We start from the raw sequence: 25,465 nt of genomic DNA on the forward strand, positions 1-25,465 counted from the left end.
GGTTACTTGCCTCCAATGGTGGCGGTCATACGGATCTGGCGATTGTCGGTCAGCTCCATATTCGACAGCACCACCAGCTGCGGCAGATTGCGGCGCAGGAAGCGCGCCAGCAACGCACGCAGCGGATGGTTTACCAGCAACACCGGTGGTGCACCGGTCATCTCTTGCTGTTGTAGTGCGCCCTGCGTCTGCACCAGTAAGCGGTCTGCCAGACCTGGCTCCAGACCGCCGCCGCCTTGCAGGGCTTGCAGCAGCAGGCGCTCTAAGGTGGCATCCAGTCCAATCACCTGCACTTCACCGTTACCCGGGAACCACTGCTGGGTAATCGCGCGGCCCAACGCTACACGCACCACGCTGGTCAGCTCTTGTGGATCGGTTTGCACCGGCGCATGTTCCGCCAGCGTTTCAATGATGGTGCGCATATCGCGAATCGACACACGCTCAATCAGCAGGTTCTGCAGCACTTTATGCAGCGTGGTCAGGGTGATGACGCCCGGCACCAGATCTTCGGTCAGCTTCGGCATCTCCTGGGTCACGCGATCCAGTAGCTGCTGCGCTTCCTGACGACCAAACAGCTCGCTGGCGTATTGACCGATCAGATGGTTGAGATGTGTCGCCACCACGGTACTGGCTTCCACCACGGTGAAGCCCTGAATCTGTGCCTGCTCTTTCAACGCACTATCGATCCAGATGGCCGCTAAACCGAAGGCAGGATCAACGGTCGGTTCCCCCGGCAGCGAACCGGCTGCGGTGCCTGGGTTAATCGCCATCCAGCGTCCTGGATAGGCATCACCGCTGCCAATTTCCACGCCCTTCATCAGGATGCGGTAACGCGCTGGCGGTAGATCCATATTGTCGCGGATATGCACCACAGGCGGCAGGAAGCCCACCTCCTGTGCAACTTTTTTACGGATACTGCGGATGCGACCCAGCAGCTCACCGTTTTGCAGATGATCGACCATCGGAATCAGGCGATAACCAACTTCCAGACCCAGTGAATCTTCCAGCTGCACGTCTTTCCACGAAGCTTCCACCGTGGCGGGCGTCTCCTGCGTTTTGGTCAGACTGGTAGGTTCAGCAGATGTCTTCGGTTTCATTTCCCGGCCGCGCAGCCACCAGGCGAGGCCCAGCAGGCCTGCGGTAAACAGCAGGAACACAAAGTTTGGCATCCCCGGCACCAGGCCGAGCAGACCAATAACACCGCCGCTCAACATCAGTACGCGTGGGTTGCTGAACAGCTGGGAGACCATCTGATCGCCCACATCCTGATCGGTGCCAACGCGCGTCACGATGACACCCGCTGCGGTGGAGATCACCAGCGCCGGGATCTGTGCCACCAAACCGTCACCGATGGTCAGCAGCGTATAGGTTTCACCTGCGTGTCCCAGATCCATACCGTGCTGCACCACGCCCACCAGCAGACCGCCGATGACGTTGATCACCATGATCAAAATACCGGCGATGGCGTCACCACGCACAAACTTACTCGCACCGTCCATTGAGCCGTAGAAGTCAGCTTCCTGGGTCACTTCGGTACGACGACGCTTGGCTTCCTCTTCGCCTATTAAACCGGCGTTAAGGTCAGCATCGATTGCCATCTGCTTACCGGGCATCCCATCCAGCACAAAACGCGCGCCCACTTCGGCGATACGTCCGGCACCTTTGGTGATAACCATAAAGTTGATGATAACGAGGATGATGAACACCACAATACCGATGGCGAAGTTACCGCCCACCAGGAAGTGGCCAAAAGCTTCGACCACGCGTCCGGCGGCATCAGCACCCGTATGCCCTTCCAACAGGATGATACGGGTAGAGGCGACGTTCAGCGCCAGGCGCAGCAATGTAGAGAACAGCAGAATGGTCGGGAAGGCGGCAAATTCCAGCGTACGCTGGGTGAACATCGCCACCAGCAACACCATGATCGACAAAGCAATGTTAAAGGTGAACAACAGGTCGAGAATGAAGGCCGGAAGCGGCAGCACCATCATCGACAGGATCAACATGATCAGTATCGGCCCAGCCAGCACCTTCCACTGCGTGTCTTTAAAGTTGCCCGGTAAACGCAGCTTTTCGGCCATATTAGCCATCGTTTCTGTTCTCTCCTGCAAAGTCCATGTCTGCCGGAACCGGCAGCTGTTTTGGTTTGGTTGGGATCAAGCCGCCTTCACGCTTCCAGCGTCGCAGTTGCCATACCCATGCCAGTACTTCCGCCACCGCCGCATACAGCGCGCCGGGGATGAACTGACCAATTTCCGTATGTCGATACAGTGCACGCGCCAGTGGCGGTGCTTCTAAAATCGGTATGCGATGCTCTTTTGCCAGCTCACGAATTTTCAGTGCAATATCGCCGGCCCCTTTCGCAATCACCTTTGGCGCGCTCATCTTGCCTTCCTGATACTTCAGCGCCACCGAGTAGTGCGTCGGGTTGGTGACGATCACGTCGGCTTTTGGCACATCCGCCATCATGCGACGACGTGCCGCCGCACGCATGGCCTGACGAATACGCCCTTTGACGTGCGGGTCACCTTCGTTTTGCTTGTGCTCGTCACGGATTTCCTGACGCGACATTTTCAGCTTTTTGAAGTGGCTGTAGAGCTGCCAGAACACATCGAAACCCACCATCGGCACCAGGCCCAGCATGATCAACGCGCAGCTAATGGCGATCATGGTTAAACCATGGTGGAGCGCATTGACCGGTGATTCACTGATTAACCGCAGCATCTCCTGCCAGTGCGACCAGATGTACCAGCCGCCCACCAGCCCCACCAGCACCGCCTTCAAAATGGCTTTTAGCAGTTCTGCCCAGGTTTGAGATGACACCATGCGCTTCAGGCCGCTCAGCGGATTGAGCTTGGTGAAATCCAGCTTGATGGATTTGCCGCTGATGTTGATTCCACCGAGCAGCATGGGCGCGGCAATCGCAACAATCACCAGACCCGCCATCAGCGGCAGCAGCGCCATCACCGCCTGACCAATCAGATTGCTGATGTGGGCGATGATCATCTTGTCATCGGTCACCATGGCATGATCAAAGCGAAAACCGGTGGCCAACATGCTGGCCAGTCGTTCAGCCATCAGTTCGCCGCCCAGCCACAGGATCAGCAAGCCCGCCAGCAGCATCAGTACCGATGTCAGCTCGCGCGATCGCGGAATCTGCCCCTCTTCTCGCGCCTTCTCTAGTCGGTGCGCCGTGGGCGATTCTGTTTTGTCCTCGTCGCTCTCTTCAGCCACGACATACCTCAGCTGGCAGGAATTCTGAGCATAGGATGCCAAAACCCGCCAAGGCTAAAGCGTGGATTAAGGGGGGAAAATACGAGTTTATTTAGCCATAAGTGAAATTGCGCTGAGATCGGCGGTGTGAGGCTGGCGATAAAAGCGTACCACCTCGCCCACCAGCAGCAGTGCGGGAGATTGTGCCTGCTCACGCGCAATGGTAATGGTCAGGTCCGCCAGGGTGGTCACCATCACGCGCTGATCAGGGCGCGTGCCATTCTCAATGATCGCCACCGGCGTATCGGCAGCGCGACCGTGCGCCTGCAACTGGGCGCTGATGCTGGCGCTCCATTTCAATCCCATGTAAAACACCAGCGTCTGATTGCTGGCGGCTAAACTGGCATCATCCAGCTGTGGCTCACCGCTTTTGCCGTGCCCGGTGATTAGCCGTAAAGACTGCGCACAGTCGCGATGCGTCAGCGGAATGCCGCTTGCTGCCGCACAACCGGCTGCTGCAGTGATGCCGGGCACTATCTGGCAGGTAATACCCGCCTGCTGCAGAAACAACATCTCTTCTCCGCCGCGCCCAAAAATAAAGGGATCGCCGCCCTTCAACCTCACCACCCGGCGCCCACTGGCCGCCAGATCGGCCAATAACTGATTGATCTGCGCCTGCTTCAGGCCATGGCTGCCGGGCTTTTTACCGACATCGATCGACAGCGTCGAGGACGGCACTTCAGCCATGATCTCGTCGCTTACGAGGCGGTCATACACCACCACATCAGCGCTTTTAATCAGGCGTAGTGCTTTCAGCGTCAGTAATTCGACATCACCCGGCCCTGCCCCCACCAGCCACACGCAGCCCGGCGCCGAATCCCCACTTTGGAAATTGAACAGTTTTTCAAGACGCTCAATGGCCTGAGTCATGATGTTCTCCGCTACTGCGCCACACGCAGGGTTGCCAGTAAGTTTTTAAGTTCCGGAATACAGGAGCCACAGTTGGTGCCGCACTTTAACGCGGCACCGAGTGCCGCTGGCGAGTCGCAGCCCTGCTCGATCGCCCGACGGATCGCCACTTCTCCCACGCCGAAACAGCTGCAAATTGTCCGGCCCTGGCTTTCCCCCTGAGCCGGACGCCCACCCAATAGCGCATGACGCAGCTGCGGAGACGTTGGCGTCTCCGTGAAGGCTCGCGCCACGAAGCCATGATCAATCTCTGGCAACCAGGGCGCGGCATAAAACGCACACACTAAACGTCCGCTGCGCCAGCCCAGCATGTGTAACTGCTGTCCCGCCTGCGCCCGTTGCCACTGCACTTCCTGCATAGCGGGTAACTGCATCAACCAATCTGCTGCCTGCGCCTCACCCGCCAGCACATACCGCTGTGCTCCCTGTTGCGGCGCACGCGACCAATACAGCAGTTTCGGTGGTGTTATCACCTCAGGCATGAACAACCATCCCTGCCACGACGGACGCAGCGGTTGCAAACGCACTGCGGTCTGCTTCAACGCAGGTTGCCCCGAGTCAGGACAGCAGTGAGCCGCCACTAAGCCGTCGACATTTGCCTGCGCACTAAACTGACGCGTCCAGTGCATCGGGACAAACAGCTGCCCGCGCGTTAATCCACTGTCGATCATCACGCGACCACTCCACCAGCCCAATGCCGACTGCACGCGGGTGAGTTCGCCCTGACTTAAGCCGTGTGCCGCCGCATCAAGCGGGTGCAGCGCGACAAAAGGCTCATCGTAATGTTGCATCAGGCGCGGCACGTTGCCGGTGCGCGTCATGGTGTGCCACTGATCACGAATGCGCCCGGTGTTCATCAATAAGGGATATCGCGAACTGGTCAGCGTCTTAACCGGAATGGCCGGCGGCAACAAACGCGCTTTGCCATCCGCGTGGAAGAAACGACGATCGGCAAACAGCCGTGCGGTGCCACTCGGTGCGCTGTCATTGAGCGGCCACTGAACGGGCGCGAGCTGGTCATATTGCTCACGAGTGATCTGCGCCAGGGCGCTAATATCGAAGGCGCGACGGCCTTGATTTTCAAAGCCAGACAGCGCGGCATGTTCGGCAAAGATTTCGCTGGGATGCTGCCAGGCAAAGGCTTCGGCATATCCCAGACGCTGCGCCACCTGCGCCAGTAACCACCAGTCAGGTTTCGCTTCGCCGGCCGGGGCAATAAAACTGCGCTGGCGTGATATGCGCCGCTCGGAGTTGGTTACCGTGCCGTTCTTCTCGCCCCACCCTTGTGCCGGTAGCAAAACATCAGCCAAATCAGCGGTATCACTGCGCGCACTGACTTCGGACACCACCACCAGTTGGCACCTGGCCAACGCCTGAGCAACACGATTCCCTTCAGGCATCGACACCGCCGGATTGGTGCCCATGATCCACACTGCTTTGACTTCGCCGCTATCAATCGCATTGAACAGATTAACCGCGGTTAAACCGGGCTGACGTGCCACCTGCGGGCTGTTCCAGAAGCGACTCACGCGGTCCACCTCCTCTTCACTGAACCCCATGTGCGCCGCCAGCTGATTGGCTAAACCACCGACCTCACGCCCGCCCATGGCGTTCGGCTGTCCGGTTAATGAAAAGGGACCCGCGCCTGCATAGCCGATTTTTCCGCTGAGCAGATGGGCATTGATGATGGCGTTATTGTTGTCACTGCCGGTTTGCGACTGGTTGATTCCCATGCACCACAACGTCACCACGCGGGGTTGCTGGGCAAACCGTTGCCAGAAAGCCACAATATCTTGCTCGCTGAGCTGGCAGGCGGCGGCGACTGTGGCCAGATCCCAGGCTTTGCAGGCCGCCAGCGAGGCTTCGACGTTGGACAGATGGGGCAGCATGCTTGCATCCACCGCATCATTGTCGCTCAGCCAGTTAAGCAGCCCGGAGAACAGCGCACTGTCCGACCCCGGCTGCAGGGCCAGATGCAGATCGGCGATATCACAGCTGGCCGTGCGACGTGGGTCGATCACCACTAGCTGCATCTCGGGTCGATCGGTTTTCGCCTGCACCAGCCGCTGCCACGCCACCGGATGCGCCCACGCCGCGTTTGAACCGACCAGCACCACCATATCCGCCTGCTCGATATCTTCATAACAGCAGGGCACTGCATCGGCACCAAACGCCCGTTTGTAGCCCACCACCGCCGACGCCATACAGAGCCGTGAATTGGTATCGATATTGGCGGCGCCGATAAAGCCCTTCATCAGCTTGTTGGCGGTGTAGTAGTCCTCAGTCAGAAGTTGGCCAGAGCCATAAAACGCCACTGCCTGTGGGCCATGCTGATCGATGATACGGCGCAGCCCTTGTGCGACATGATCCAGCGCCTGATCCATGCTGACGCGTTCACCGTGGATCTTCGGCCACAACAGACGCCCTTCATGAGACAGGGTTTCACCCAGCGCAGAGCCTTTCACGCACAGGCGGCCAAAGTTCGCCGGGTGCTGACGGTCCCCGCTCACCGGCTGTTCGGGCGCGTGGATTTCTACGCCACAGCCCACGCCGCAGTAAGGACAGGTGGTTTTCATGATGCTGCCGCGAGCGCGAGAATAGGTTGATGACCGAGCCACACTTTGCCGCCATCGACGCGTACCGGCCAGCAGCGCAGTTGGTGCTCGGCATTATCCAGACTCTGTCCATCGCGCAAACGAATCCGCTGCTTATATAGCGGAGAGATCACCACCGGTTCGCCCGCCACATCACCGAGAATCCCGCGCGACAATACGCTGGCCTGCGTGCCCGGCTCAATATCCTCCAGCGCGTAGATTGCTTCACCAAAACGGAACAGCGCCACACGCTGGCCACCCAGTCGCGCACCCATCCCTGCGGCCTCAGGAATTGACGCCACATCACAAATGGCGCTCCAGGGTTCAGCAGGCAGCGTTGTCACTGGAATGATGTCCATGGCCGCGGGTTGTCGCTGGTCGCGCACGCGCACATAGTTCAGGGTTTCATCCGCTTGCTCACTGTTGACTGTTGCACTGAACAATGCACGACGTGAAGGATCCTGCAGCGTGCTTTGCCACTCGCACTGGTAGCGATCCACCACCAATTGCATCTCCTGCTCCAGCATGTCGCCGATACCAAGGGCATCCTCGATGATCACGCTGCGCAGGTAATCCAGTCCGCCCTCCATGTTGTCCATCCACACGCTGGTGCGCTGCAGACGGTCGGCGGTACGCACATAAAACATCAGAATGCGATCCACATAGCGCAACAGCGTTTCATCATCCAGATCGCTGGCGAACAGGTCAGCGTGACGCGGCTTCATGCCGCCATTGCCGCACACATAGAGGTTCCAGCCTTTATCGGTGGCGATCACCCCAATGTCCTTGCTCTGCGCTTCAGCACACTCGCGGGTACAGCCCGACACCGCCATTTTGATTTTGTGTGGCGCACGAAGCCCTTTGTAGCGATTCTCCAGCGCGATAGCGAAAGCGGTGGAGTCCTGCACGCCATACCGACACCAGGTCGAGCCGACACAGGACTTCACGGTGCGCAGCGATTTGCCGTAGGCGTGGCCGGTCTCGAAGCCAGCGGCAATCAGTGTTTCCCAGATGTCCGGCAGCTGATCCAGCCGTGCGCCAAATAGATCGATACGCTGTCCGCCGGTGATTTTGGTGTAGAGATCGTAACGGGCCGCTACTTCGCCGATGGCAATCAGCCCTTTAGGCGTGATTTCTCCGGCTGGCACGCGCGGCACCACGGAGTAAGTGCCGTCTTTCTGGATGTTGGCAAAGTAGCGGTCATTGGTGTCCTGCAACGGCAGATGCTGGGGTTTGAGCAGATACTCGTTCCAGCACGATGCCAGCAGCGAGCCCGCCAGCGGCTTGCACACTTCACAGCCGTGACCTCGACCATGCTGCTGGATCAGGTGATCAAAGGTGGTGATATTGCCGACGCGTATCAGGTGATACAGCTCCTGCCGTGAGTAGGCAAAGTGCTCGCAGATATCCTTTTTGACCACCACACCCTGGTTCGCCAGCTCCAGCTCCATCACCTGTTTCACCAGCGCACTACAGCCGCCACAGCCGGTGGCCGCTTTGGTGCAGCTTTTGATTGCGGCCATATCGCCGCAACCGCCCTGCACGGCTGCACAAATATCCCCCTTGCTGACGTTGTGGCATGAGCAGATCTGCGCGGCTTCCGGCAACGCCGCTACCCCCAACGCTTTGGATGGCGCCCCTGCCAGCTGCGGCAGGATCAGGCTTTCTGGTTCACTCGGCAGCGGCATCTTGTTGAGCATCATCTGAAGCAGACTGCTGTAATCACCGCTGTCACCCACCAGCACACCGCCGAGCAAGGTTTTGCTGTCTTTGCACACCACCAGTTTTTTGTAGATGCCTTTGGGATTGTCAGTCCAGTGATAGCTTTGACTGTCAGCGGTGCGGCCATGCGCATCCCCAAACGAGGCCACTTCCACACCGAGCAGTTTAAGCTTGGTGCTCATATCCGCGCCGCCGAATGCCAGCTCCTCCTGCGCCAGCTGCGCTGCCAGCACGCGCGCCATCTGATAGCCCGGTGCCACCAAACCAAAAACCTGCCCTTGCCACAGCGCACACTCGCCAATCGCATACACGCCGGCCACGTTGGTTTCACAGCCGTCGTTAATGGCAATGCCACCCCGCTCACCGAGTTGGATGCCCGCCGCACGCGCCAAAGTATCGCGTGGTCGGATACCGGCGGAGAACACAATCAGATCGGTTTCCAGTACGCTGCCATCGGCAAAGCGCAGCAGCACGCTGCCGTCCGGCTGGCTTTCAATCGCTTCGGTCTGTTTGCTGGTGTGGATCTGCACGCCCAGCGCGCTGATTTTGCCGCGCAGCATTTGCGCCCCGCCGTCATCCAGCTGCACCGCCATCAGACGCGGGGCAAACTCCACCACGTGGGTTTCCAGCCCGAGTTGCTTCAGGGCGTTGGCCGCTTCCAAACCCAGCAAACCGCCGCCGATCACCACGCCGCGCGTGGCCTGTTTGGCGCAGGCGGCAATCGCATCGAGATCGACCAGGGTGCGATAGACAAAACAGCGCGGATTCTCACGTCCTGGCACCGGCGGCACAAACGGCATCGATCCGGTGGCCAGCACCAGTTTGTCCCATGCCAGCTCCGCACCGCTGGCATCGCGCAGGCTGCGCTTGTCGGTATCAATCGCCAGCACTTCGCAACCCGTGCGCAATTCAATACCATGTTGCGCGAAGAAGTTTTCGCTCACCAGAGAGAGATCGTCGGCACTTTTGCCGGTGAAGTACTCGGTGAGGTGCACGCGGTCATACGCCATCTGCGGCTCATCGCCATACACCACGATGTGATAGTGCTGGTGCAGTTCACGACTCACCAGCTGCTCAAGAAAATGGTGGCTGACCATGCCGTGGCCCACCACGGCGAGAAGAGGTTTGCTCATCACATTGCTTCCTGCAGCACACGGCTGCGTTAAGGGATTCTCCAGACCAAACAGCGCGTGAATGTCCACGTGTTCTGCCTGTTGTAATTGGGTTAGCAGCGAACTGGCGCCCTGACTGTCGCCAAACAGCAGCACGCCGCGCAGGGCGCCATCGCGTAAGAACAGACGGCGATAGTGGCCGTCGAAAGGATCAAAACTGGTGATAGAGTCGCCTTCACGGATGTCGCCCGCGCTGAACATCTCAATGCCGGTGACTTTGAGCCGCGTACCGCTCTCCTGATGGTAAAAATCCGCCACCGGTTCATCAGCAAGCTGTGCCGCCAGCACGTCGGCCTGAGCCAGGCACGGCGCTACCAGGCCAAAGGTCTCACCGTCGATTTCACAGCATTCGCCCAGCGCATAGACGTTAGCGACCTGGGTTTGCAGCTGACGGTTAACGATGATGCCGCGCTGGCATGGCACGCCAGCCTGCTGCGCCAGGGCGATTTCCGGCACCACGCCAATCGCCATCACCACCTGCTGCGCGGGCAGTAACGTGCCATCGGTGAGCGTCACATGAGCGCAATGGATCGATTGCAGCGATACGCCGAGGCGACAGTGGATACCGCGCTGAGTGAGATGCTGTGTCAGTAGTGCACCCGCCTGTTGATCCAGTTGGCGATCCAACAGCCACGGACGATGATGCAACAGCGTGACGTCGCGACCGCGCAGACGCAGCGCCGCAGCCGCTTCCACCCCAATCAATCCACCGCCCAGCACCACCACGGGGCCATCCTGCGCCAGCATGGTGTCGACATCGCGCAAGGTGCGGAACCCCAACACCTGCGGGCGTTCAACACCCGGCAGATCCGGCATACGCGGTTGTGAACCACAGGCAAACACCAGCTGGTCCCAGTGCAGCGTGCGTTGATCGGTGAACACCGTCCGTGCGGTGAGATCCACTTGCAGTGCTTCTTCCCCCATCAGCAGTTGTACGTCATGTGCGACATACCATTCAGGCGTGTGGATCAGCGTGTCCGCGAAGGCTTTTTCCCCAGACAGCACCGGTGACAGCAGCACTCGGTTGTAATTGCCCTGTGCTTCACGGCCAATCACCGTGATGGCATAGCGGCCCGGCGCACGTTGCAGCAAGGTTTCCACCATGCGCATCGCCGCCATGCCATTACCAATCACCACCAGTTGCTGAGTCATCGCCCGCTCCTTACGCCACTGCCGTCTGTTTTTCGTAGAGGAAATGCAGGATCTGCTGGCGTAGCTGGTGATAGCGCGGCTCATCGGCCAGCGCCACGCGCGAACGTGGGCGTGGCAGATCGATAGCGAGGATCTCGCCCACCTGCGCCGCCGGGCCGTTGGTCATCATCAGCACGCGGTCCGACAGCAACACCGCTTCATCCACGTCATGGGTGATCAGCACAATGGTGGTTTTCAGCTCCTGCTGGATGCGCATCACGCTGTCTTGCAGGTGGGCGCGCGTTAAGGCGTCGAGCGCGCCGAACGGCTCATCCAACAGCAGCACGCGCGGTTTCATCGCCAGCGCACGCGCAATACCGACGCGCTGTTTCATGCCGCCGGAGATTTCCGAGGGGCGCTTGTGCATCGCGTGGCTCATCTGCACGCGATTGAGGTTGTGTTCGATCCACTCGCTCATCTCGCGCTTGTCCATCTGCCCTTTAAACACCTGCTGCACCGCCAGCTCAACGTTCTGATAGGCGGTGAGCCATGGCAGCAGCGAGTGGTTCTGAAATACCACCGCACGCTCGGGGCCGGGGCCGCTGATTTCGCGGTTCTCACATAGCAGTACGCCGCTGCTCGGTTGAGTTAAGCCAGCGATCAAGTTGAGCAAAGTGGATTTACCGCAGCCGGAGTGGCCAATCAGGCTCAATGTTTCACCCGCGTGGATATCGAAGCTAACGTTATCGAGTGCCAGAAATTCACCGCTGGCGGTGTTAAAACGCTGACTCACCTGCTGTACGCGAATAATCGGATTCATCATCGGCCCCTTATTTATCCCAGCTAAAACGACGTGCCAGCAGCATCAGTGCCTGCTCCAGCAACAGCCCAATCACGCCGATCACCACGATGGCGATCAGGATGTTTTCCACGTTGAGGTTGTTCCACTCGTTCCAGATCCAGAAGCCAATCCCGAGACCGCCGGTCAGCATCTCGGCAGCAACGATCACCAGCCAGGCGATGCCCATCGACAGGCGCATCCCGGTGAGCACGGCGGGCAATACCGCCGGGAACAAAATGCGGCGCATCACCGTCCATTCGTTGAGTTGCAGCACGCGGGCGACGTTGAGGTAATCCTGCGGGATGCGCTGCACGCCCTCGGCGGTGTTGATCACCATCGGCCAGATTGAGCAGATGAAAATGGTCCAGCTGGAGGCCGGTTCCGCACGCTGGAACAGCAGCAGACCAATCGGCAACCACGCCAACGGGCTGACCGGACGCAGCAGCGCGATGATCGGGTTAAACATGCGCGCCACAAAGGTGAAGCGGCCAATCAGGAAACCGGCTGGGATGCCCACCAGCGCTGCCAGACCAAAGCCCACCGCCACGCGTTGCAGCGAGGCGACGATGTTCCAGCCGATACCCTGGTCGTTTGGCCCATTGTTGTAGAAAGGGTCAGCAAACAGCGTGACGGCCGCCTGCCAGGTGGCATACGGCGTAGGGAAGCCTTTGCTCGACATCGATGCCAGCTGCCAGACAAACAGCAGCAGAATGACGCCGCAACTCGCCGGGATCAGTCGTTGTAGCAGCGGTTGCAACCAGCGCTGACGAGCGCGCGGTTTCTGTGGCACGTTAAGCGCAATCACCTGCGCCGGCTGAGCGACGACAGGCGTCGCGGGTTTTAGCGTGCGGGCTTCAGATTTCATGCTGACCTCACTTAACTGCGTTTAATGGCAAAACTGTCGGCATAAGCGGCAGGGTTACTGCCGTCCCACACCTTGCCGTCGATAAGGGTGCTGCTGCGCATTTCACTGGACGGCACGGAGACGCCTCCCACTGCGCTGGCGGCTTGTTTGTAGATGTCGATACGATTGATTTGATGGGCAACGGCAGCGTAATCGGGAGCGGTCTTCACCATGCCCCAGCGCTTCATTTGCGTCAGGAACCACATGCCATCAGAGATCCATGGGAAGCTCACTTCGCCATCGTGGAAAAAGCGCATGGCATGCGCGTCCTGCCATTTCTGGCCGAGACCGTTTTCGTACTGGCCGAGCATGCGCCCTTCTAAGGTTTCAACTTTGGTGTTGATCCATGCGCGCCCGGCTAATACGGCGGCGGTCTCTTTGCGGTTTTCATCAGAAGCATCGATCCAGCGTGCGGCTTCCAGCACCGCTGCCGTCATGGCGCGCGCCGTGTTAGGGTTCTCTTGCACCCATTGCGCGCGAGTGGCGAGGATTTTTTCCGGATGATCGGGCCAGATTTGCTGCGTGGTGGCGGCGGTAAAACCGATGTTGTCGCTGATGGCGCGCTGATTCCATGGCTCGCCCACGCAGAAGCCGCTCATGTTGCCCATCTTCATGTTCATCACCATCTGCGGCGGCGGCACCACCACGGTGCGCACATCCTCAAAGGGATCGATACCGGCGTTTGCCAGCCAGTAATAGAGCCACATGGCGTGGGTGCTGGTCGGGAAGGTGTGCGCGAAGGTGAACGTGCCTTTGGCCTGGCTGGCGATCAGCTTTTGCAAGCTAGTGGCATCGGTGACCTTCTGCTCTTTCAGTTGATTGGCGAGCGTGATGGCCTGACCGTTGTTATTCAACGTCATCAGGTTAGCCATGTCGTGCTGTGGGCCTGCTACGCCCAGCTGTAAGCCGTAGATCATGCCGTACAGCGCGTGCGCCGCATCCAACTCGCCCGCAGTAAGTTTGTCACGCACCGCCGCCCAACTGGCTTCTTTGCTCGGTTGCAGCGTCAGACCGTACTTCTTATCAAATCCTTTCACCGATGCCATCACTACCGGAGCGCAGTCAGTGAGTGGAATAAAGCCCACGCGCACGCTGCTTTTTTCGGGCGCATCTGATCCGGCAGCCCAAACCGCGTTACGTAAGCCCGGCAATAAATAACTGCTGCCTACCACTGCGCTACTCAGCAGGAACTGACGACGTGAGACTGAAAACCGCGTTTTACTCATCATGCGCTTCCTGAAAAAAAGAAATAAAAAAAGGCGTCCTCCCGCATGTCGTAAAAACATGGGGTCGGACGCCTTTATCCAAAGCACTCGCTTCACCGCCGTTGGCGAAACAAATGCGCAATGTCAGTGGAATATTGCAAAGCCTGTGCCAGAAAATTTTTTACTGCAAAATCAATATTAGCGCGCCATTGAGCCGTGAATCTGACTCCGCTTTGCACTGCCAGGACGCATAATACGCACAAGCTTTGTGCAACTACCTCCTTCGGGTTATGGCTTCAGCGTGGCCGCGACGGCGAGGATCGCCTGAGCAATATCCAGCATGCGTTTGTTCTGATTCATGGCACTTTTGCGCAGCGCTTGCCACGCATCCTGCTCGCTAAAACCGTGCTGCTGCATTAGCCATCCTTTGGCCTGGTCGATGACTTTTCGCTCATCCAGAGAAGCACGCATGGTGGCAAGTTCATCCGCCTGTGCCTGTAACCGTTGCGCCTGCTCGCGAATCAGTGACAGCACAGAGCGGCCGAGTTGGGGGGCGAGACCGTTACTGTCGAGTGTTGTTTCCTGCTCACCCAGCCAGCTGGCGCCAGCGACATACAATGAGAAACTCGCGTCCTCATTGATCGCTGAAAGCTGCGGTTCAGCTTGTTCGCTCGCCGCAATGGCACGCTGGCAACAAGCTATTAATGTGCTGCACAGTGCATCCTCAATCTGTTTCATCTGATCGAGACGTTGGCTGAGCAGCGTGAACCACTGCAACACGCCATTTTCGCCGCACTGCGCGCCGGTGCAGGCAATGCGGCGCAGACGCTCAATCTGGCTGTCCGCATCCGCCATCATTAACCATCGCTGCTGATTTTGCGCATCCGCGAACTGACTGAAGGTCGCGAAGCTTTGCTCCTGAGCGGCGATCAACAGTTGAATCCGCTGGCGCTGTTGCGCAGTGAACTCCCCAGCAGCGAACCCGGCAGAACCGGTGGCTCGCTCCTGCCCCGCCAACTCCTTACCCTGCATAAAGCTAAAGAGCGCGATGAGCGCACGGGAAATATCCGGTTCACTGGCCGTATCAGTGGCTTCGAAGACCAGGTTAAGCAGGGTGCGGATGATGTCGTTAAAGCCATTCATCGCTTCCGTATGGCTGCATTGCCCTGCCCGTATTTGCTGGCGTAATGTCGGCAAACTCTCTAAGGACTGCAGCGCTGCGGCTATCAGCATGCAGAAACGGCTGTAACCCGGTTGCGCCACCGCTTCCGGCAGGAGCTTAAGGGCATTTTCCTGCCGTTGCGCGACCTCACGCGCGCGCGCATCCAGTTCCTCGCCAAACAGCCGTCCCGCTGAACAGATCCAGATGTTGCTGGCACCACGCTCACGCTGCAGCACGTGAATGAGTTCACTCAATGCCAGAATCTGTTCGCCCGTGCGCATTAATCGTTTCAGGCTGGCAACTTCGCTGGCGCGACTGGCGCGCAAATACTCTAAAGCCCGGCTCATAATGCTCTCTGCGTAAAATAACAATACTAATGTTAAGCAAAAGCCGTGCCGGACTGGCTTTAAAGATGGTGGAAATGTACGCGGAAATTCCGAAAGTAAGAAAATTGTTTACTCGCGCAATCTTTTTTTAACCTTAAGGAAAGATTAAGAGTGCTTACTATTAATCAGGCACCTTTATGGGTAACTTCGGCTTTATCGCCTGCGTTATACGCTTACGTGGGTAAATAAGTAAATTCAGCTTATCTATCACTAAAGGCACGCGTTTTTTATCACCGGGCTATGAGCTATTTTCGCCCGTTAGCACGGGATTTCTCGCGATGCAATGGATTGAATTCTCAAAAGTCTTAGGTAGACTGAGCACAGCACTATCTTTCTGTAATCTGACTGTTTTTTGATGGCTTTCCTGCTGCATACTCTGCCCGCCTTAAATGCGTGTGCCACACATTAATCTGCAGCTAATCTGATGAAATTTGAGGTTCATGGTGAATAAGAGTCTGTTGCTAACTCTGCTGGCGGTATTAACGTTGGCGGGTTGTAAAGCGCCACCCCCGGCGGTGACTGATGACACATTGGTCACCAGTGAGGTTAATGGCGTCAAGCTGATCCACCGTAATGCGGTGGCCGCACCAGGCGAATTTACGCCAGTTAATGAGAGTTTCCGTGCGCTTTACGCAGCATCGGTGATGACCACGCCAGATTATGGCGGCAAGATAGTACGTTATCTCGATAACGCTAAACCTTTTGAAGTGCTGGGACGTGTTGAACATAGCTGGTTAGCGGTTGCCGATGAACCCAATGGACAGCTGATTGGTTACATCCCTCCGAAAGCTGGGGTTGAAAGCAGCCGTTATGACGCCACCGTGCGCAGCGATCGTCCGCGTCCCCGCCGCACTAAACAGGTCTGCGTGGCTGTTGGCGGCGCCAGTAAGGCTTGCCGTACCAACGATACCGCGACCTGGATCTTAGACTGATAATGCAATACGGCGCAGATTGTCCACAGCAAGGTTGTACTCTGTGGACTGCCAATAGCGCGATTGCCAGGAAATACGATATTTAATGACCCAGGATTCTGTTGCCCGCGATGGCATTGTCGCGGGCAATGATAACCTTTTGCTTAATGCCGCAGCACCGATCCTGAATGCCGTTGTCCGTATACGGCAGGCTGCCACGCATGACGATCCCGCCGGTTTACGCCAGTTGCTGATTGAAGAAATCCGCCATTTTGAACAACGCTGCAAGCAAGCCGGTTTGCCGTTCGAGATGATCATTGGTGCGCGCTACTGTTTATGCAGCGTACTGGATGAAGCGGCCGCACAAACCCCATGGGGTACGCGCGGTGTGTGGTCAGGGAATGGGATGCTGGTCACTTTCCATAATGAAAGCTGGGGCGGCGAGAAAGTGTTTCAGCTGCTTTCCCGCGTCTCGCAAAGCCCGCAACAACACCTGTGGCTGCTGGAGCTGATTCATTACTGCCTGCTGCTGGGCTATGAAGGCCGTTATCGCGGCAGTGACGCTGGCCGTGCGCAGTGTGAAGGCATTCGTAAACGGCTCGCTCAACTGATTCAGGAAACACGCCCATCGACCGCTAACCCGGCCGCCCCGCTGGTGGAAGTACATCCCTTAGTCAGTCGCCTGACCCGCCCGATGGTGCCGTTATGGGCCTGTGCAATGTTAGCGGCCCTGATTGCCTGCCTGATTTATAGCGGCCTGAACTGGCGGCTGGGCAACGCGGCCGAACCGCTGCTGCGTGCCATCTATCAAACCCCGTTGCCGCAAATTATGCCTGGGCGTCGCCCTACCTCACCGCAGGCGTTGCTGGATTTACATCAGCGTTTGAACGATGTGATCGCCGCCGGTCAGCTGGAAGTCAGCGATGGGGCATTTGGCAGCAAGGTGATTATTCCCGCCGATAAACTCTTCTCCCCGGACGGAACCGTGGTCAATCAGGTCGGTCGCGCGCTGCTGGCGCACGTTGCCAGCGCTATGAAAACCGTTAAAGGCACGGTGCTGGTATCCGTGTATACCGATAACAGCCCTGTTGATGGGCGGTTTGCCTCGAGCTATGAATTCTCCTTTGCGCGCGCGCGCGCCGTGACGCAGTTGCTGAATCCGCAACTGGCTGAAGGGCACAGCGTGAAAGCGGAAGGTCGCGGCGACAGCAATCCTCTGCTGCCTAATGACAGCAATGAAAACCGCGCGCGCAATCGCCGTGTGGAAATCACCCTGTTTGCCGCACCGGAAACCCTTGGCAATCATCCGGGAGGTGAGTGATGCGCGCATCGCTGCAACATCTGTTAACCCACCGCCTGCTGTGGAGCCTGATTGGTGTCACGGCCTTAAGCTGTGTGCTGTGGATGCTTGGGCCGCTCTGGACCTGGGGAGACACGCGCCCGCTTGAGCCGGTGTTTCCTCGTCAACTGCTGGTCGGTTTGCTGTTCTTCTGCTGGGTGTTGTTCCAGTTTATCCCTGCGATTTGGCGTGGCTGGTTTAACAGCAAACTCCTGAACCGTTTGCAGGAGATGAGTCAGGAGGAGCTGTCCGATCGCCAGGCTACCGATACGCTGCTGTCTCAGCGATTCAGCGAAGCCGCCCTGCGCCTGAAACGCACGCAGTTTGGCCGCCGCCATCAGCAGAGCTGGCTGGCACGTTTTCAGAGCCACTATCTCTATCAGCTTCCCTGGTACGTGATTATTGGTGCGCCTGGTGCGGGAAAAACCACCGCCCTGCTCAATGCCGGACTGGAGTTTCCACTGACCGATAGCCTCGGTAAAGCGGCCATTCGCGGCGTCGGCGGCACTCGTCACTGCGACTGGTGGTTCACTGACAGCGCGGTGATGATTGATACTGCAGGGCGTTATGCTTTGCAGGAGAGCCAGCGCGCACGTGATGGCGCCGAGTGGCAGAGTTTCATCAACCTGTTAAAACGCTATCGCACCCGACAGCCGATCAACGGTGTGATCATGACCATTAGCGTCGCCGACCTGCTCACCGATTCCGCGGAAGCGCGCCACGCGCAGGCCAGCGCATTGCGTAGCCGCATGCAGGAGTTACACCAGCAAACCGGTATCCATTTCCCGGTGTATGTGATGGTCACCAAGACCGATCTTCTGAAAGGTTTTTTAAGCTTTAACGAAGGCCTGAGCAAACCGCAGCGCGACGCCATCTGGGGATTCACCTTCCCCTGGGAGCCCGGCAAACCGCACAAAGATGACTGGCATAATAGTTTTAGCCAGCAATATCAGCGATTAGAACAGCGCCTGCAGCAGCAACTGCCCACGGTGATGGCGAATGAACGCGATCTCACCCTGCGTGCTGACTGTTTCCTGTTCCCACAGGAGTTCAGTTCATTACGACCGTTGCTGAACGAGTACCTGGATGTGGTGTTCTCGCGCCACGAGGATGAGATTGCCTGGTCAGCGCGCGGCTTATTCTTTACCAGCGGGACTCAGGAAGGCTTACCGTTTGATCGCATCATGGGCGAACTGAACCGTAAGCTGCAGTTGCCGCATACCGGTGAAAGTAGCCTCTCCACCTGGGATAGCGTCACCCGTAACAACCCCATACCCGGAAATAAAGGTCAGAGCTTCTTTATACGCGACCTGCTGAGCGATTTGGTGTTCCGCGAAAGTGGCCTGGCGGGCAGTAACCGTCACTGGGAGTATCGCAACCGCCTGTTCCACTGGATTGGCTACGGTGCATTGACCGGCGCACTACTCTTGCTCTCCGGTTTATGGCTGGCCAGCTATTTCCAAAACCAGCATTACCTTGACCAGGTCACTGCACGTATCGAGCCGATTACCCGCCAGAGTCAGCAGGTGATCCATCAGCCAGCCGATAATATCTTTGATCTGCTACCCTTCTTAAATAACCTGGTGAAGTTGCCGTTGTCGGAGCGCTTTTCCCTCGACAATCCACCGCTTAGCATGCGCGTGGGACTCTATCGTGGTAACCAGGTAAGCGATGCGGCATGGGTGCTTTATCAAAATGCGCTTAAGTCTTTGCTGCTACCGCGCGTCGCCCAGCAAATCACCAATTTGCTGCGTAACGACCCCGGTAATGACAATGAATACAGCCGTAACGCGCTGCGTGCTTACCAGATGTTGTATCAGCCGCGCAATTACGACGGCGAATTCCTGCGTGGCTGGCTGATGCAGAACCTGCAACGTAACCTGCCTGATGATGTCAGCGCACGGGATTTGCAGCAGCTTGACTGGCACCTCAGCCAGCTGCTGGATCAGCAGATTCAGTCGTCTCCCTATGCGCGAGATAACGCATTGATGATGCGCAAGCTTGCAGAAAATCTGAAAAATGCCGGTGAGAATGGCAGTTCGCTGGCGATCGCGCCTCAGCGGGTTTCGCAGCGATTGACCGGACACAGTGAGTAATGGTGAGGTAACAATGGCGACGCACACCGCGCCGGGTTGGTACGGCAAATTGCCGGCCACCGGTGATTTCCTGCGCCAGCGCCTGAGTGAGAATACCGTGACGCCCTGGAGCCATTGGTTTCAACAGGGGCTCATGCACTGGCATCAGCAACCCGATGCCACCACTCAGCTGTTTCTGCGCGCACCCGTCTGGAATTTTGTTTTGCCGCTGTCGCCGCTGCGTCAGCAGGTACAGATGGGCTGTTTGCTGCCCTCGTGTGATCGCGTGGGGCGCACCTGGCCGTTGCTGGCACTGCGCAGCTTTCCGATCAGCCACTGGCACAGCGCGCAACTGGCGATGTCGGGTGAATGGTTCCAGGATCTGGGCTCGCTGCTGTTGCGCGGCGTCCGTGACCGGCTGAATCCCGATGCGATGGAGCAGCAGATGCAGCGCGTGACGCCGCTGATGGTCCCGGAAAATCAGCGCAGCGACATTATGGATGTGATTGGTTTTGATGATCTGCCCTGCACGCTGAGCTGGCGTGAAGTGGCGGACAAATTTGATCCTCAGCAGCACATTAGCTACTGGTGGAGTAATCGCAGTGACGGTTTTGCCCACGCCACACATAAACACAGTGGGCCGCTCACCGCGCAACTTTTTGCGTTACTGTTTAACCCGGCGGCAGGTGCACAGCCGGGACGCAACGGCCTCTATCCACCCATGTTTGAATAGGCCGCAGCGTTTTCCTTGTTAACAGGATGACTCATGCAATTTACCATTGTGCAGTGCAATACGGATGTGCCAGCAAAGACGGTCGCTTTTAAGCCGCCTGGGGGAACCATTGGCCGCAGCCAGGATAACGATCTGGTGTTGCCTGACGAATCACGTGCTATTTCTCGCTTGCAGGCGTTGGTGCATATCTCCCCGGAAGGCGAGTGCCGCCTGACCAATCAGGGTAGCGTGACCTCGGTAGTACTGAACGGCGTGGCACTGCAGCGCGGTTCACAAGTACAACTCCAGCATGGTGATGCGCTACAAATCGGCGATTATGGTCTTGAAGTGCGCGATCCTGCCTGCCAGAGCACCCAGCAGGATGACCCGCTTGCGTTCTTCGCGGACAGCGCTGCCGATCCTCTCGGCATGCAGCAGCCATTCGAGGTTGTGCCGGAAGCCACTGCGGCGCGTCAGGAGCGCCGAACTGACCCACGACTGGGCATCGATCCGCAAAGTGATGCACCTGCCGTACCCGCCACCTTACCTCAAGCCGATCAGGACAAACTGCTGGCCGCACTGCTGGAAGGTATGGGGCTGAATAATGGCCACCACACGCCGATCACCGAAGAGCAAATGCGCGTGACTGGTCGCATGCTGAGCCTGTTCTCGCAAGGCACAGTTGCCCTGCTCTCTTCGCGCTCGATCCTCAAACGCGGCGTGAAAGCCGACATGACGATGATCCTCAATGAGGCGAACAATCCGTTTAAGATTTTGCCTTCGGGTAAAACGGTGTTGATGCAGATTTATCAGAGTCAGATGCCCGGTTTTATGCCGCCAGAAGCCGCGGTGCGTGATGCACTGGTGGATTTGCAGGCGCATCAGCTGGGGATGATTGCCGGTATTCGCGCCATCATTGCGGCGATGCTGCAATCCTTCAATCCGCAACGCCTGGAAGAAGAAGCACGCAAAGATGGCGTGTTGCCTAAGCTGCCCTTTAACAGTGGACGCAAAGCCGCATTGTGGGATTACTTCTCACGCCACTACCAGCGCACCGCAGGCGAAATTGAAGATGACTTCCACACCCTGTTCGGGGAAGCCTTCCTGCATGCCTATGACATGGAAGTGAATCAGTATAAAGATTCCCAGACACGGACTGAAGACGCATGAAAATGATGTTTGCCAGCCGCTGTCAGCAAGGATTGCGCGATGAAAATCAAGACCGCACCGGTGCTGAACTCGATGAACACAAAGCCTGCTTTTTAGTGTGCGATGGTGTGGCTGGATTACCTGGTGGTGATAAAGCGGCACAACTCGTACGGGATACATTGCTGAAGCAGTTGCACAACATTTCGACGTTTACTCCCGAAAGCACCCGCGCAGCGATTGAACACTGCCAGCAGGTGCTACTTGAGGCGCAGGGAAAGAATCCGAAATATGCACGCATGAGCACCACGCTTGCCGCGCTGTTTATTGACCGCGAGACGCAGCGCGCATGGTGGGCGCATGCTGGTGACAGCCGGGTTTATCACTTCCGCCACGGGGTGTTAAGCCAGGTGACACGTGACCATAGCCTGGCCCAGCAACTGCGTGAAGCAGGCTATGAAAATACCGGAATTAACAGTAATTTACTCTATAATGCACTCGGCGTTGAGCCTGCACGTCCAGCCACCTTTAGTGAAGTGATTTCATTAACCGATGGCGATGCGTTTCTCGTCTGCACGGACGGGTTTTGGCTCAATCTGACCACTCACGAGATGGAACAAGCCCTGCGCATGGTCAATGCCTGCGAAGAGTGGCTGACGTTGATGGAACAAGCCGTTAACCGCAGTGTAAAAAGCGACAATCTTAGCGCTCTGGCAATCTGGATTGGCGAACCGCAGGAAGCGACGCTGCTTTATTCCCAGGCTGATGCGGCACGTTTTCTGCCGACACGTTATTGATCCCAAGGACCCTTATGAAAGTGTGGTTGCCGGGCTTAGCGACCTTGTTGCTGGCTCTAAATGCGCAAGCTGATGATTATCGCGTGGTCTATTCGCCGAGTTTGTCGCTTGAAGTCTATATCGATAATGTGGCCAGCAATTCACCCAACGACTGGTGCAAAGAGACTTTGCCGTTGCGTATTGTTTCCGGCAAAAGCACCGATTCCAGCATTCTGACCAGCTTCCTGCCGCGCGTCGGCACGCTGCTGGCGAATCAATGCGGTACGCTGGATGAAATCCCGTGGCAGATGACCAATAAAGACGGCAGCGTTCTGGCCAACGGCAGCGCAGCAAAACTCCAGAACTGGCGGCCAATCGTGATTAACGATGCCACCGCCAGCGCCAGTGCCAGCAATGCCGCCCCGCTGGATCTCTCGCGCCCGGCAGATAACACCCCGTTGCAGCACTTCGCTTTACCGGCGGGTTGCCATTTCCGTACCTCCTGGGACGAAAACGGCGACTCGCTGTTTATTCCGGATAACCCGCAGCAACACTGCTCCACGGAGGGCTGGCTGGAAGGCCCAAGTGAATTAACCCTGATGAGCGGTGACAAAACGCGCTCTCTGGCGGTGAATTTCTATCAGGGCTATCCAATTGCTAACCTCAAGCTCAGCGGCCCGGCACTGGAAGTGGTGGCGGTGAATAAACAGCGCATGATTGTGACGCGTCCGGATGCCGAGGATAGCTGGTTAGTGCTGCCGTTTGACAGCCAGCAACATGTGTGGCGATTCACTGGCAACCTGCTGATCAAAATGGATAAGACAGCAGGTCAGGATAGTGATGCGGTGAAGAGTCGGGTTGAAACTTTACGCGGCGCATGGTCGTCGCAGTTTATGCCACAGCAAAAAGTGACTGTGTTACTGATTGACACCCTGCATGCGGATCTTGCCGATCCGGCGATTGGTGCCTGGCGTAACATTAATTAATTAGCGGTCGTCGCCTGACGTCAACAGACTGCCAGGCGCTACAGGACGTGTTCAGAGAGTTCACTATGTCGGCAAACGAAAACCACACACCGAATGCCCTGCCTGCGGGTTACCGGTTTAATGAATTTGAAATCAAGGAAGTGATTGGCGGCGGCGGCTTTGGCATTGTTTATCGTGCCTGGGACCATCAGCTTGAACGCACCATCGCCATCAAAGAGTACATGCCGGTTTCGCTCGCGGTGCGTGGCGCGGATCTGTCACTGGAGTTGCGCGGCGAGCGCTTCCAGAAACTGTTTAACGCTGGACGTAATAGCTTTATTCAGGAAGCCCGTCTGCTGGCGCGCTTCAATCATCCTGGCCTGCTGCACGTGCTGCGGTTCTGGGAAGAGAACGATACCGCCTACATGGGCACGCTCTACTACAGCGGGATGACGCTCAAAGAGTGGCAGGTGACCAGCCCGGACAGTATCGACGAGTCCTGGATTCGTCGCCTGTTACCGCCGCTGTTTGGCGCGATTAACACCATTCATGCCGCCGGTTATCTGCACCGTGATATTTCGCTGGATAACATCCAGATTCAGGAAAATCAGCTGCCGGTGTTACTCGATTTTGGTTCAGCGCGTAAGGAGATCGGGAATCTCTCCGATGAAACCGAGATCATGCTGAAGCCTGGCTTTGCCCCGATTGAGCAATACAGCGAAGAAGGCGAAGTTGAGCAAGGCCCCTGGACCGATATCTATGCGCTCGGCGCGGTGCTGCACAATCTGATTACCGGCCATGCGCCTCCTGTCAGCGTGGTGCGCTGCATCGAAGATAACTATCAGCCACTGGTTGAACGCAAGCCAGCAGGCTATTCGCTGCCGCTACTGCACGCTATCGACTGCGCGCTGGCAATGAAACCCGGCGATCGCCCACAGAGTATTGATGCGTTTGCCAGCCTGATCGATTTGCCGGTGAGCGATGTTGAAGCGCTGGTGACCACCTTCCCGGTGGCGGTTGAAGCTCCAGCTCCAGCGCCTGAACCCGTCGCCGCTCCGGTGCCTGAACCACAGGTAATGGCGGTGAATCACGCGGCTGCCGCGATTGAACCCGTCACGCCGCGCAACGTGCGCCGCCTTTCACCCGGCCTGGTGGCCGCTGCTGCCATTGCCATTTTGGCCGTCGTGGTGGTGGTGTGGAAAACCAATCGCCACAGTGAAACGGCACCGATCGCCGCAGCGCCTTCTGCATCAGCGCCGGTGGCCAATACTAGTGCAGCAGGCAGCGCGCCAAGTCTGGCGACCGTCTATCTGCGTTTACAGGATGGCGAAAAAGTGCTGCTAAACGGCGAAGCGAAGGATGTGAAACCCGCCAGCAGTGGTTTTGCTTCACTCAACCTGGCGGCGGGAAAATATCGAATTGAAGTGCACAGTGGCAGCCAGGTGATGAGCCAAACACTGACCATCGACAAACCCGGAACCTGGCTGATTAATCCGGGTAAGCCGTAATTAACGCGCTGCGGATTGCTGCAGCGCCCTCACCTCAGCGGCCAGACGCGTCAAGGCATCTTCCTGCATGCCGCGTTTACCCAACTCTTGTTCAAGCGAGTAGAGATACTGAGCATTGGTGCCGAGCGGTCCGCTGGCCTGAGCAATCAGCGGTGCGATAGTGCTGCGACAGGAATCCGCTTCATACAGCGGGTGGCGCGGATCCATGATAAACACCAGCGCCGTCACTTTGCGTGCATCATCCAGTTCCAGTTCACACCAGGTTGGCAGATAGCAGCCGGTGATCATCTCGCGCTTCCACAGCAATTCCAGCTCGTCATGCAGGCGCGATTCGGGCAAACGAAAAGCCAGACCGCTGGTTGCACCGCCCTCTTTCAGCGCCAGCATGCGACCCGGCGTAGAGACTGTACCCCTGCCAGCCGTCAGACGGAGACAGAAAGCACGATGCCAGCCTTCCAGTCGACCGGACGCCACTTCTTCCGCCTCAAAAACCGGGTTCCACATCAGGGAGCCATAACCAAAAATCCACACCGGGCTTTGGTCAGGGCGACAAGCCAGCGTGGCAGCGAGCGACGCGGCACGCTTTTCACAGCTCCACAGCAGCGCTTCGTCGATATCACCAAACGATGTTTTACAATCCGCTTTTAATAGAAATTCCCGGGTTAACAATGCGACCTCCTCTACTGCACTGACATCCTGTCGGTTCGGCTCCTCAAAGATGATGTCTTACAGGC

18 protein-coding genes are annotated in these 25,465 nt (G+C 57.6%); 8 read left to right on the forward strand and 10 right to left on the reverse strand.

The genetic code is table 11. From position 1 onward, the window contains the following. Positions 1 to 2: 2 nt before the first annotated feature. The 9 genes from flhA to LBW88_RS06060 form a co-directional block, all read right to left on the reverse strand. Complete coding sequence (gene flhA / locus LBW88_RS06020) at positions 3 to 2,090, reverse strand: flagellar biosynthesis protein FlhA (protein WP_224931711.1); 2,088 nt, start codon at positions 2,088 to 2,090, stop codon at positions 3 to 5. Next, positions 2,083 to 3,234 (reverse strand): flagellar biosynthesis protein FlhB, encoded by a 1,152-nt coding sequence (flhB, locus tag LBW88_RS06025; protein ID WP_224931710.1) that lies wholly within the window; start codon positions 3,232 to 3,234, stop codon positions 2,083 to 2,085. Before flhB ends, flhA begins: the two co-directional genes overlap by 8 nt. A gap of 87 nt (positions 3,235 to 3,321) precedes the next feature. Further along, positions 3,322 to 4,143, reverse strand: a complete 822-nt coding sequence (gene cobA, locus LBW88_RS06030; RefSeq protein ID WP_224931709.1) for a uroporphyrinogen-III C-methyltransferase — start codon at positions 4,141 to 4,143, stop codon at positions 3,322 to 3,324. An 11-nt stretch (positions 4,144 to 4,154) separates the two neighbouring features. Continuing rightward, positions 4,155 to 6,758, reverse strand: a complete 2,604-nt coding sequence (locus LBW88_RS06035; RefSeq protein WP_224931708.1) for a nitrate reductase — start codon at positions 6,756 to 6,758, stop codon at positions 4,155 to 4,157. Beyond that, the gene (nirB, locus tag LBW88_RS06040) at positions 6,755 to 10,822 is read right to left on the reverse strand and encodes a nitrite reductase large subunit NirB (protein WP_224931707.1); all 4,068 of its coding nucleotides are present in this window, start codon (positions 10,820 to 10,822) and stop codon (positions 6,755 to 6,757) included. The genes LBW88_RS06035 and nirB overlap by 4 nt, the downstream gene beginning before the upstream one ends. 10 nt (positions 10,823 to 10,832) lie before the next feature. Continuing rightward, complete coding sequence (locus LBW88_RS06045) at positions 10,833 to 11,621, reverse strand: ABC transporter ATP-binding protein (protein WP_224931706.1); 789 nt, start codon at positions 11,619 to 11,621, stop codon at positions 10,833 to 10,835. A gap of 10 nt (positions 11,622 to 11,631) precedes the next feature. Then, the gene (ntrB, locus tag LBW88_RS06050; RefSeq protein ID WP_224931705.1) at positions 11,632 to 12,507 is read right to left on the reverse strand and encodes a nitrate ABC transporter permease; all 876 of its coding nucleotides are present in this window, start codon (positions 12,505 to 12,507) and stop codon (positions 11,632 to 11,634) included. An 11-nt stretch (positions 12,508 to 12,518) separates the two neighbouring features. Then, complete coding sequence (locus LBW88_RS06055) at positions 12,519 to 13,772, reverse strand: CmpA/NrtA family ABC transporter substrate-binding protein (RefSeq protein WP_224932026.1); 1,254 nt, start codon at positions 13,770 to 13,772, stop codon at positions 12,519 to 12,521. Positions 13,773 to 14,039: 267 nt separating this feature from the next. Then, positions 14,040 to 15,260: a nitrate regulatory protein gene (locus LBW88_RS06060; protein WP_224931703.1), complete on the reverse strand. Its 1,221-nt coding sequence runs from the start codon at positions 15,258 to 15,260 to the stop codon at positions 14,040 to 14,042. Positions 15,261 to 15,739: 479 nt separating this feature from the next. Between LBW88_RS06060 and LBW88_RS06065 the strand changes: the two genes are divergently transcribed. The 8 genes from LBW88_RS06065 (at position 15,740) to LBW88_RS06100 (ending at position 24,731) form a co-directional block, all read left to right on the forward strand. Further along, positions 15,740 to 16,231 (forward strand): SH3 domain-containing protein, encoded by a 492-nt coding sequence (locus tag LBW88_RS06065; protein ID WP_224931701.1) that lies wholly within the window; start codon positions 15,740 to 15,742, stop codon positions 16,229 to 16,231. 85 nt (positions 16,232 to 16,316) lie between these two features. Beyond that, complete coding sequence (gene icmH / locus LBW88_RS06070) at positions 16,317 to 17,531, forward strand: type IVB secretion system protein IcmH/DotU (RefSeq protein WP_224931699.1); 1,215 nt, start codon at positions 16,317 to 16,319, stop codon at positions 17,529 to 17,531. Beyond that, the gene (tssM, locus tag LBW88_RS06075) at positions 17,531 to 19,645 is read left to right on the forward strand and encodes a type VI secretion system membrane subunit TssM (protein ID WP_224931697.1); all 2,115 of its coding nucleotides are present in this window, start codon (positions 17,531 to 17,533) and stop codon (positions 19,643 to 19,645) included. Before icmH ends, tssM begins: the two co-directional genes overlap by 1 nt. 13 nt (positions 19,646 to 19,658) lie before the next feature. Beyond that, positions 19,659 to 20,357, forward strand: coding sequence for a type VI secretion system-associated protein TagF (gene tagF / locus LBW88_RS06080; RefSeq protein ID WP_224931695.1), 699 nt, complete (start codon positions 19,659 to 19,661; stop codon positions 20,355 to 20,357). Positions 20,358 to 20,390: 33 nt separating this feature from the next. After that, entirely contained in the window at positions 20,391 to 21,506 is a 1,116-nt protein-coding gene (gene tagH / locus LBW88_RS06085; RefSeq protein ID WP_224931693.1) for a type VI secretion system-associated FHA domain protein TagH, read from the forward strand. Then, complete coding sequence (locus LBW88_RS06090) at positions 21,503 to 22,279, forward strand: PP2C family protein-serine/threonine phosphatase (RefSeq protein ID WP_224931691.1); 777 nt, start codon at positions 21,503 to 21,505, stop codon at positions 22,277 to 22,279. Before tagH ends, LBW88_RS06090 begins: the two co-directional genes overlap by 4 nt. A 14-nt stretch (positions 22,280 to 22,293) precedes the next feature. After that, positions 22,294 to 23,244 (forward strand): hypothetical protein, encoded by a 951-nt coding sequence (locus LBW88_RS06095; protein WP_224931689.1) that lies wholly within the window; start codon positions 22,294 to 22,296, stop codon positions 23,242 to 23,244. A 65-nt stretch (positions 23,245 to 23,309) separates the two neighbouring features. Next, a complete protein-coding gene (locus LBW88_RS06100) occupies positions 23,310 to 24,731 on the forward strand; it encodes a serine/threonine protein kinase (protein WP_224931687.1) in 1,422 nt (473 codons plus the stop codon). Here the strand turns inward: LBW88_RS06100 and LBW88_RS06105 are convergent, their stop codons facing one another. Continuing rightward, a complete protein-coding gene (locus tag LBW88_RS06105) occupies positions 24,732 to 25,400 on the reverse strand; it encodes a gamma-glutamylcyclotransferase (protein ID WP_224931685.1) in 669 nt (222 codons plus the stop codon). Between the last annotated feature and the right edge of the window lie 65 nt (positions 25,401 to 25,465).

Source organism: Pantoea sp. alder81 (genome assembly GCF_020179835.1).
Lineage (GTDB): Bacteria > Pseudomonadota > Gammaproteobacteria > Enterobacterales > Enterobacteriaceae > Pantoea.